At 55.1% G+C, this 9,850-nt stretch carries 7 protein-coding genes; 5 read left to right on the plus strand and 2 right to left on the minus strand.

Annotation, left to right across the window (positions count from 1 at the left end; translation table 11 throughout):
- The 3 genes from RMSM_RS14550 to RMSM_RS14560 form a co-directional block, all read left to right on the plus strand.
- A partial coding sequence (locus tag RMSM_RS14550) for a M20/M25/M40 family metallo-hydrolase (RefSeq protein WP_040766727.1) occupies positions 1-609 on the plus strand: 609 nt, incomplete at its 5' end.
- Positions 610-655: 46 nt separating this feature from the next.
- Complete coding sequence (locus tag RMSM_RS14555) at positions 656-1,417, plus strand: cysteine hydrolase family protein (protein WP_008697424.1); 762 nt, start codon at positions 656-658, stop codon at positions 1,415-1,417.
- A 172-nt stretch (positions 1,418-1,589) separates the two neighbouring features.
- Positions 1,590-3,014 carry an oxidoreductase gene (locus tag RMSM_RS14560; RefSeq protein WP_040766732.1) on the plus strand — a complete coding sequence of 475 codons (1,425 nt, stop codon included), beginning with the start codon at positions 1,590-1,592 and terminating at the stop codon, positions 3,012-3,014.
- A gap of 279 nt (positions 3,015-3,293) precedes the next feature.
- Here RMSM_RS14560 and RMSM_RS14565 read toward each other — a convergent pair whose 3' ends face one another.
- Entirely contained in the window at positions 3,294-4,340 is a 1,047-nt protein-coding gene (locus tag RMSM_RS14565; protein ID WP_040766728.1) for a Gfo/Idh/MocA family protein, read from the minus strand.
- Between the two features lie 111 nt (positions 4,341-4,451).
- On the opposite strand from RMSM_RS14565, the gene mfd reads away from it, so the two are divergent.
- Positions 4,452-7,772: a transcription-repair coupling factor gene (mfd, locus tag RMSM_RS14570; protein ID WP_040766729.1), complete on the plus strand. Its 3,321-nt coding sequence runs from the start codon at positions 4,452-4,454 to the stop codon at positions 7,770-7,772.
- A 56-nt stretch (positions 7,773-7,828) separates the two neighbouring features.
- Here mfd and RMSM_RS14575 read toward each other — a convergent pair whose 3' ends face one another.
- Complete coding sequence (locus RMSM_RS14575; RefSeq protein WP_008697432.1) at positions 7,829-8,794, minus strand: fatty acid desaturase family protein; 966 nt, start codon at positions 8,792-8,794, stop codon at positions 7,829-7,831.
- 361 nt (positions 8,795-9,155) lie between these two features.
- Here RMSM_RS14575 and RMSM_RS36910 point away from each other — a divergent pair.
- The coding region (locus RMSM_RS36910) for a DinB family protein (protein ID WP_008697435.1) at positions 9,156-9,850 on the plus strand (695 nt) is incomplete at its 3' end.

Below are 9,850 nucleotides of genomic sequence, written 5' to 3' on the forward strand. Positions count from 1 at the left end.
ATCACAGGGCTATTCACATGGTCGGTGTGGTTGCGTGGTGAAGCGAACCATGCCGGGACCACACCGATGGACATGCGAAATGACGCCTTCATGGGGCTGGCGGATTTTGCGCACGAGATCCCTCGCATCTTGGAAGAAAACGGCAGCGACCGCAGTCGTGCCACGATCGGCAAGGCTCAAATTTTGCCGGGTGCCGCCAACACCGTTCCTGGGTTGGTCGAATTTTCTCTCGATGTGCGGGACACTTCCGAAGTGGTCTTAGAAGAGCTTTCCAGTGCGTTCCGCAAAGCGCTTTCGGCGATTGCCCGCCGCCGTAATCTAATGTTCGAATTCGAACAAAAAAGCTACCTCGCCCCGGTTGCCTGTAGCTCCGATGTGGTCCAGCAGTTGCAAAAACAGTCCGAACATCTCGGGCTTGACTATTACACCATGCCCAGCGGTGCGGCCCATGACGCCCAAATCATGGGCAGCATCGTCCCGATCGGAATGGTCTTTGTCCCCAGCAAGAACGGGCAAAGCCATTCGCCTGCCGAATGGACCGCATGGTCCGACATCGAAGCTGGCGCCAATGTGATGCTGCAAACACTTGCAAGTTTGTCACAGCGTTAATTCTTGTCGCAAAACTCTCACTGAATTCCTCTACTAGTAATCATTCATGAACGACTTTAATCCAACCGCATCGGATATCCACGAACACATCGATCCTCTTAAGGAGGTGTATCACGAGTCGTTTATCGATAATCCTGCGCATCGTGAATTCATGGTGGATCACAACACGGCGCTGTTGTGTATCGATCTTCAATACTTGGATGCCGCACCGGGGCATGGCGTTTTTCGCGATGCCGCCAACAGTGGTGTTTCACCCGAGGCCCAAGAGTACTATTTCAATCGGCTCGATTCGTTGGTGTTGCCGAATGTGCGGAAGCTGCAAGAGTCGTTTCGCAGCCACGATCTCGAGGTGATCCATACGCGAATTCAATCGCTGACCCGCGACGGGCGTGATCGCGGTAAAGGACACAAACGACTCAATTTGTTGGCGGCACCAGGAACACGAGACGCTGATTTCCTCGAGGTCGTCGCGCCGCTGACCGAGCGCGATGAGATCGTCATCAACAAAACCGCTAGCGGTGTGTTTTCTTCGACAAACTTGCACTACGTATTAAACAATCTAGGTATTGAGTCGTTGTTTATCGTGGGGGTTTATACGAACGAATGTGTCGAAACAACCGTTCGCGATGCCTGTGATCTTGGTTACCTAGTGACGGTGGTCGAAGATTGTTGCGCGACGGTGACACCTGAGCTGCACGAGGCATCATTGGCTACGCTTCGTGACCGCTATGCACGGGTGATGACGCTAGCCGAAGCGACATCGACGGTCCGCCGTTTGATTCCGTCCAAGGGGACAATTGCTTCGTAAGTCTCCCTTTCTTTTCCAAATTGCGTCGACGCGGACATCGAAACGTGATCGAGATCGTTCACTCTTGAAACATTGCGCTCACCCAATCGCGATTGATCAAGACAGTGCGGTTGGAATCGAGTATCTTGGTGGGCTGGTTGTTGAACTGTTTGCTTTCCGAGATGAACCACCCATGGCTTACCCCCGCATCGCCAGTCTAAAAACGCACGATCAATTCCTGTCCCGGCTCGCGGAACTTGGGCTCGATTTGCCAAGTGACGAAAACTTGCAAATAGGCGACGAGTCGCCGCTCGGCCAACCGATTCAATTGAAGCGTGACGTGATCGGGAATCGCTTTTGCATCCTGCCGATGGAAGGTTGGGACGGTACGACCGATGGCAAACCGAGTGAGCTGACGCGTCGTCGCTGGAAAAATTTTGGCATCAGCGGTGCAAAATTGATCTGGGGTGGCGAGGCGGTTGCAGTGCGTCACGATGGGCGGGCGAACCCAAACCAATTGATCATGACCGAAGCCAATTTGGCATCGATCGAATCGTTGCGGCACGAATTGGTCACTGCGCATCAAGAGCGTTTCGGCAATAGCGACGATTTGCTTGTCGGTTTGCAATTGACCCATTCCGGAAGATTCGCTCGTCCTAATGAAAAGACTCGCGCCGAACCATTGATCGCGCAGCGTAATCCCGCGCTCGATCCGCGATTCGGTATCACCGATGATTCAAAACTGCTTAGTGACGATGATCTTAAACGGCTGATCGACGATTTCGTCGCCGCGGCGGTGCGATCCCAACGAGCGGGTTATCGCTTTGTGGATGTCAAGCATTGTCATGGTTACCTCGGGCACGAATTGCTCGGAGGCCATGATCGCGAGGGAGAATTTGGCGGCTCGTTTGAAAATCGTACTCGTTTTTTAAGAGAGATTGTCGCCGGCATTCGCTCCGAAGCGCCGCAGCTAGAAATTGGTGTCCGTGTCAGTCTGTTTGACTTCGTTCCCTACAAAGCGGGCGATGACCGTGTGGGAATTCCTGAGCCGGATGCGGATCCCCGACTGATGTTCGGTGGCGATGGCTCGGGATCCGGAATCGACCTGAGCGACCCCTCGCGACTGATGTCGTTGTTTGAATCGTTGGGGATTGAATTGGTTTGTTCGACGGCGGGAAGCCCCTACTACAACCCACACATCCAGCGACCTGCGTATTTTCCACCGAGCGACGGTTACCAACCGCCCGAAGATCCGTTGGTCGGGGTCGCTCGCCAAATTCAAACCACTGCAAAGATCAAACAGATGCATCCCAATTTGACGATCATCGGATCGGGATACACCTATTTGCAAGATTGGTTGCCAAATGTTGCGCAAGCCATTGTGCGAACCGGGTTGGCCGATTCGATCGGCTTAGGACGCATGGTTTTGTCGTATCCCGATCTGCCAGCCGATGTGATCAGCGGCAACGTAATGACACGAAAGAAGATATGTCGTACGTTCAGCGACTGTACGACCGCGCCTCGCAACGGCATCGTCAGCGGATGTTATCCGCTGGACCCGTTTTACAAAGCAATGCCCGAACGCAAGCAGTTGGCAGATCTGAAGAGCAACGCTTAATCGTCACCGATCCTTCTGGGCAACGTAGGCCGGATCAAGTCGCCCTAAGCGACGCCGATCCGGCGGATGCGAAAGTGACAGTAAGTTCGTTGCCGCCGCCGTGCCGGATCTTCGCTCCGCTGCGATCCGGCCTACGAAGAGGCGACATCGCGTAGGCCGGATCAAGTCGCCCTAAGCGACGCCGATCCGGCGGATGCGAAATTGACAGTGAGATTCGTTGCCGCCGCCGTGCCGGATCTTCGCTCCGCGGCGATCCGGCCTACGGATGCCTACGGATGCCTACGATCCCAACTTGACTCGTTTGCCGGTCTTGGCGCTTTCGTAGATCGCACGAATCACTTCGATGCTGCGACGACCTTCGCGTCCGTCGATCGAACAGGGGCGGTTTTCGTTGATCGATGCGACAAATTCTTCGAACAGCATCGTGTGGCCATGATGCCCGATTGCCGACGGATCGGCCGCACCACCACCCGTTTCGGTCTTGCCCGACATCGTTTTGCGAATCTCGGCATCCTGCTCGGTTTCATTGGCAAATTGCCAATCGCGAATGTCCTCTTCTTCGAGGACCGCGGTGCCTTCGCTGCCGCTGATCTCGATTCGCTTCAGCGCTCCGGGATAGGCGGTCGTGGTCGCTTCGATCACGCCGAGTGCGCCATTGGCGAAACGTAGATTGGCGACCACCACATCTTCGACTTCGATTCGCTCGTGCGTCATAGTGTCCATCATCGCGCTAATTTCCACCACGTCTCCCATTAACCACAGCAGCAGATCGACACTGTGGATGGCTTGGTTCATCAACGCTCCACCGCCATCGAGTTCCCAAGTGCCACGCCATGCACCGCTGTCGTAATATTCTTGCGAGCGATACCACTTGACGTACGAATCGCCCATGGTGATTTTGCCGAAGCGACCTTCTTCGACAGCCTTTTTCATGATTTTGCTCGACTCATAAAAGCGGCTTTGGAACGTCACCGCCAACTGCACGCCTGCTTTTTCGCACGCCTGGATGATCTGATCGCAGCGTTCGACCGTGATTTCGAGCGGTTTTTCGACGATTACATGCTTCCCAGCCTGGGCGGCCAACACGGCGGGATCCCGGTGAGCACCGCTGGGGGTACAGATCGAAACGGCCTGAATCTCGGGATCGGCCAGCATTGCTTCGATCGTCTCGTAGGACTTGCAGCCATTTTTCTCGGCAAACGCGGCCGCTTGCTCCGGATTTCGAGTGGCACATCCCACCAATTTGGCGCCTTTGGCGTCCTTGATAGCCTTGGAGTGAAAGCCTGCGATCATGCCGCAACCGATAATGCCAATCCCAATCGTCATCGTTTTTGCTTCTGTAGTGGGGGGAATGTTTGATTTGGTGGTGTTTCCAGATTTGCCCTCACACGATACTTTTTCTATAGCTTCTTTACCACCTGCGATCATGGTGCTTGCTTGGCTGAGGCCGCTGTCACGACCGCCAAGAGTTTGCATGACTTGCCCCGTCTGATTGACGAGGCTGTGGGGATCGCTGCGCACGTCCGGAAACTTCGCCCGCGAATACTGGCTTCGGGCAAACCCTCGCGTCGTACGACGAACCTGTCTTTGGCCTTTGACGGCGTTTGGGGCTCCGTCCGAGGTCTGCTGGCCGCCGCAGTTGCTCAACACAAACCCAATGTGCTGGTGTTGCTGCCCAATGCGGCTGACGCGGATATCGTCGCTGGTGACGCGATCGCGTTTGGTTTGACCGATTCGATCTCGCTGCCGCTGTCGTCCGGTGGCCAATCCTCGGGCAACCATCATCATCGTGACGCCGAATTTGCCGAACGATTGCAAGTGCTGCAGCGACTGCAGGATCGGACCGCCGAGGACCCCCATCCGCTATTGGTGACCGCGTTCATCGGCGGTGCGATGCAGCGAGTTCCATCGCCCGAGCGGCTCGATTCAGCCACGCGAGTGCTGAAGGTCGGCGAAGAGGTGGATCCCGAAACGATTCGCCGTTGGCTTGCCGAAGCAGGCTTTGCGGCGACCACGGCCGTCCAATTTCCAGGCGAATTCGCCACACGTGGCGGTATCTTAGACATTTTTTCGGCCGATCAACCCAATCCGCTTCGGATCGAGTGGTTTGGGGACGAGATTGAATCGATCCGCCGCTTCGATTTGGCTAGCCAGCGTAGTATCGAATCGATCCGCGAAGTCGAAATCACCGCGATCAGCGGCGAAGACATCGAAGAGAAAACGGACGCCGAAACCAATTCCTTTGGGCTGCTTGCCGACTATCTTCCCGACGATACCCTCGTCGTGCTGGTCGATCCCCACGACTGCAAAACATCCGCCGACGCGATCATCGATCGCTCCGGTGACGATCCTCGTTTCGTCTCGTTCGACGATTTAATGGGCTCGCTGCAACGCTTTCCAATCGCGATGGCGAGTTCATTGAACGAGGCGGTCGACGGCGCCGTAGTTGATCTGCGGTCGGCCAGCGCCGACGGGTTCGCCGTCACGCTGGACGAAGCATGCAAGCGAATCGATACGATCGCCGATAACCATGACATCATTTTGGTGGGCGACACCGCGGCCGATAGTGAGCGATTGTCGGAACTACTTCGCGAAACCAATGCACAATCGCAAGGCCGATTGCATTTGACCGTCGCCGAGCTGAGTGGCGGCTTCCGCTTGGCCACCGCCGAGATCTTGGTGTTGACCGGTGCCGAGCTGTTTCATCGCAGCCCGGTCCGACGCCGGCAAACCAGAGCACGTAGCAAACCGATTGCAAATCTGTTGCAGCTCGAAGTCGGCGATCTGGTCGTTCATCTTTCGCATGGCATCGGTTTGTATCGTGGTCTGCAGCACATTGAGAAAAATGGGCAACATCTCGAGCATTTGACGATCGAGTTCGATGGCGGCAGCAAAATTTATGTGCCTGCTTCGCGAATCGGGCTGGTCCAACGCTACGTCGGTGGTACCAAGACGCAGCCGCGGCTTGCCAAAATCGGTAGCCAAGCTTGGCAACGACAACGCAAAGCGGCGGAGTCGGCAGTCACCGATATGGCAAGCGAACTATTGGAAATGCAGGCCGAGCGAACGTCGCGCCGTGGGATCGCTTTCGATTCGGACTCCGCTTGGCAGCGTCAATTTGACGCCAGTTTTCCCTACATTGAAACCAACGACCAAGTCACCGCGATCGATGCGTCCAAATTGGATATGGAGACGCCTAAGCCGATGGATCGGCTGATCTGTGGCGATGTCGGATTTGGCAAAACCGAAGTCGCGATGCGTGCTGCGTTCAAAGCCGTCACCAGCGGCTATCAAGTCGCGGTGCTGGTGCCGACCACCGTGTTGGCCGAACAGCACTATCACAGCTTTTGTGAACGGATGGCTGAGTTTCCGGTCGAGATTGCCAAGTTGAGCCGGTTCTGTACCGCCGCCGAGCAACGTCAAACGGTCAAAGATCTTCGCCGCGGTAAAGTCGATATCGTTGTCGGAACACATCGTTTGGCCAGCAAGGATGTCGACTTTTCGAACCTGGGTTTGGTGGTCGTCGACGAAGAGCAGCGGTTTGGTGTCGCGGTCAAAGAACGGCTGAAAACGCTGCACAGCAACGTCGACGTGATGACGCTGTCGGCGACGCCAATCCCGAGAACGCTGCACATGGCGCTGGTCGGCGTTCGCGACATCAGCAACTTGGAAACCCCGCCGGCCGAACGCATGGCGGTAGAAACCAAGGTCACGCGTTGGGAGGATCAAATGATCCGCACGGCGATTGTGCGGGAACTGAATCGCGGCGGTCAGATGTTCTTTATTCACAATCGCATCGGCGACATGCACACCGTCTCGGAAAAGATCCGCCGCATCGTCCCCGAAGTCCGCATCGGGATCGGCCATGGCCAAATGGGCGAAGGCGAACTCGAACGCGTGATGGTGGATTTTATCGAGCACAAGTTTGATATGTTGTTGGCGACCACGATCGTGGAAAGCGGGATCGATATTCCCAACGCCAACACGATTTTTATCGACGACGCCGATCGTTATGGCTTGAGCGATCTGCATCAATTACGCGGCCGGGTGGGACGCTACAAACATCAAGCCTACGCTTACTTGATGGTTGCCCCGCATAAACATCTCACCCCCGAAGCGTCCAAACGACTCCGCGCGATCGAAGAGTTTAGTCACATGGGCGCCGGTTTCGCGATCTCGATGCGTGACCTTGAAATTCGTGGTGCCGGTAATTTGCTGGGGAGCCAACAGAGCGGTCATATTGCCGCGGTCGGCTACGAGATGTATTGCCAATTGCTTGAAGATGCCGTTCGCCAGGCGCAGAAGTTGCCACCGAAATTATCAGCCGATGTCGACATCGATCTGCCGGTGGAAGCCTATTTGCCCGAAGACTATGTGCCTGATTTGCGGCATAAGATCGATCTGTACCGTCGCATCGCCAAGATCGAAAATGCTTCGCAGATCAAGGAGGTGCGTACCGAGCTGCGGGACCGATTTGGCGTGCTGCCCGAACCTGCCCGGCGGATGCTCGAACTTGCCGAGTTGCGACTCGATGCTGCCGCGTGGCAGATTGCATCGATTACTTCGGATGCTCGCTTTATTGTGCTGCATTACACCGATCGCAAGCGGATCGATCAATTGGTGCGGCAGAGTTCGATCGCGATCCGCATCGTCGATCAACGCCGCGCCTACATCCCAACCAAAGACTACGACATGGAAGTCGATGTGGCAGGCACCAGTTGGTTGCAATTAGCTCGCGCCGCCCTGCATCTCGGCTAACGTATGACCAAGCAGTCTAGGTCGTAGCGACAACTCGCCAAGAGTGTCGTGCACGTTTACGCATCCTGACCGACCGACACAATTGCCTGCTCGTGCGGTCCTGTTTGCGGCACGTCCTTTTGGTGCCCTTCACCCGGATCCGAGCCGATTTGCTGAGTGCCCAGCTTGGGAAATAGCGGTGCCAGCACGTATTGACGCAGCACAAACCAAAACAAGTTGGGTTCGTTCAATCGCGGGTCAATTGTACTCGCGATCGCCGCATGGGCTTTTGGCAATTCACTCCAGTGCATTCCCGGGTGATCGTGGTGGGCGGTGTGGTAGCCGTTGTTGAAAAACAGGAAATTAAACCACCATCCCGTAAAATTCCGTGAGTGGTCGTGATCGGACCACGCATCGGTGTGAATGTGCTGGATGAAATTAAAGAACATGATCACGGTGCTCGACAAGATCGCCGGCAAAATGACAGAGAAGAACCACAGATACAATCCGAGTCCCGTTTGTTGGTTGTGGTAAAGCACTGCAGCCAACACGCCTAGACTGATGTAACCGCCCATCCAAACGAAATATTGAAAGCGGATTCGGGCGTACAACTTTGGTTTGCCTGCTTTGACTTTCTCGATGTACTCGCGAATTGGGAAACTTTGAAAGTAACCTGATACAAAGGGATAGCTCAACACGACCCAAATGCTGTGTTTATTGGTGTAACGCCATGTTGCCGTGGCATCGCCCGGGCGGTTCACAAATTGATGGTGATTCAAGTTGTGCGTCGGCACCCACATCAGCGTCGGGTAACCGTAGAAAAGGGTCAAAATGTGACCGAAGAAATGGTTCCAACGCGGCGACTTGAACGTGGCGCGATGGTTGTGATTGTGTGAGATCGTGCCGCACGCAATCGCTAGATAGCAACTGATCGGACTCAGATAGACCACCCAACTCGGGTCGCTATACTGAATCACCACCAGAGTGATGGCGAGAGCGACCCACAAAACCGATCGATAATCAGCGTGGTTGTGTAGTGACATCGTAGCGATCCCTCCGTCGAACGTGGGCTGCAGAGAATGGACACGCTATGAATTTCAATTCTGCTGCGGAAACCGCGAGCGTTGGGGGAGTGAACCCTTTCGCATCGATCGAGCATCTTCGAATCAAAGCGTGAACCTGGGCACAGACTACGACAACCTAAGCGGTTGTCAATCGACGATTTGCAATTGGTCGCCCACAGAGCCCTCACCGACCATGTTTAGTTGGCGGTGCGTGTTCAGTATGATAGCGACTGCGTGCAACATGCTGATCTTGCTTGCGCAGACAAATCCATCCGCATCGCGGCAAGGTATTCTTTCCGCTTTCACCACGTTTGACATTTAACTCGCAGAGACATTCGTTATGCCAGGATTAATGGACGACCTTTACGCCTACAACGACTGGGCAAACGACAAGGTGATTGCACTTTGCGGTGACCTTTCGGATGCACAGCTTGATACGCCACGTGAAATGGGATTTGGAACCCTGCGGGCGACGCTTTTTCATATTCTGACCGCCGAAGTGATTTGGATGGAACGATGGCAGGGTGTGCCGTGGCGTCCGTTTCCCAAAGACCCCGAGGGAATGTCGGTCGACGCGATCGCGGACGCCCTGAGGGATGTCGCTCAACAGCGACGTGATTTGATGTCGGCCGAGCAAGACAGCCGATTTAGCCGTCTGGTTCAATACCAAGACAGCAAGCAAACGCCCTACGATCACCGCTTGAGCGACTTGTTACTGCACGTTGTCAATCACGGCGTTCATCATCGCGCTCAAGCACTGAACTACCTGAAACAGTTTGACCGTACGGTCGTCGCTGGCATCGACTATCTGTTCTATCGACTTGCAAAACATGCCGTGCCGCAAAGCCCCGAAGCGGAGGCAAGTTTGCGAGCTTACGGGTTAGACGTCTCCGAGCCCTGTGGCGAACGTTGCCCGTGGGATGCCCAGTGGAACATCCGTCAATTTCAATACAACGATTGGGCAACAGGCAAGGTGTTGGAATTTGCAGCATCTTTGACCGACGAACAGCTCGATCGCGATTTTGCGATGGGGCC

It is taken from the genome of Rhodopirellula maiorica SM1 (assembly GCF_000346295.1).
GTDB lineage: Bacteria > Planctomycetota > Planctomycetia > Pirellulales > Pirellulaceae > Novipirellula > Novipirellula maiorica.

Excerpts from the sequence above, each read along its gene's own strand:
- RMSM_RS14560 (WP_040766732.1), top strand. The coding sequence starts at position 1,590 with ATGGCTTACCCCCGCATCGCCAGTCTAAAAACGCACGATCAATTCCTG.
- RMSM_RS14555 (WP_008697424.1), top strand. The coding sequence starts at position 656 with ATGAACGACTTTAATCCAACCGCATCGGATATCCACGAACACATCGAT.
- RMSM_RS14565 (WP_040766728.1), bottom strand. The coding sequence starts at position 4,340 with ATGACGATTGGGATTGGCATTATCGGTTGCGGCATGATCGCAGGCTTT.
- RMSM_RS14575 (WP_008697432.1), bottom strand. The coding sequence starts at position 8,794 with ATGTCACTACACAACCACGCTGATTATCGATCGGTTTTGTGGGTCGCT.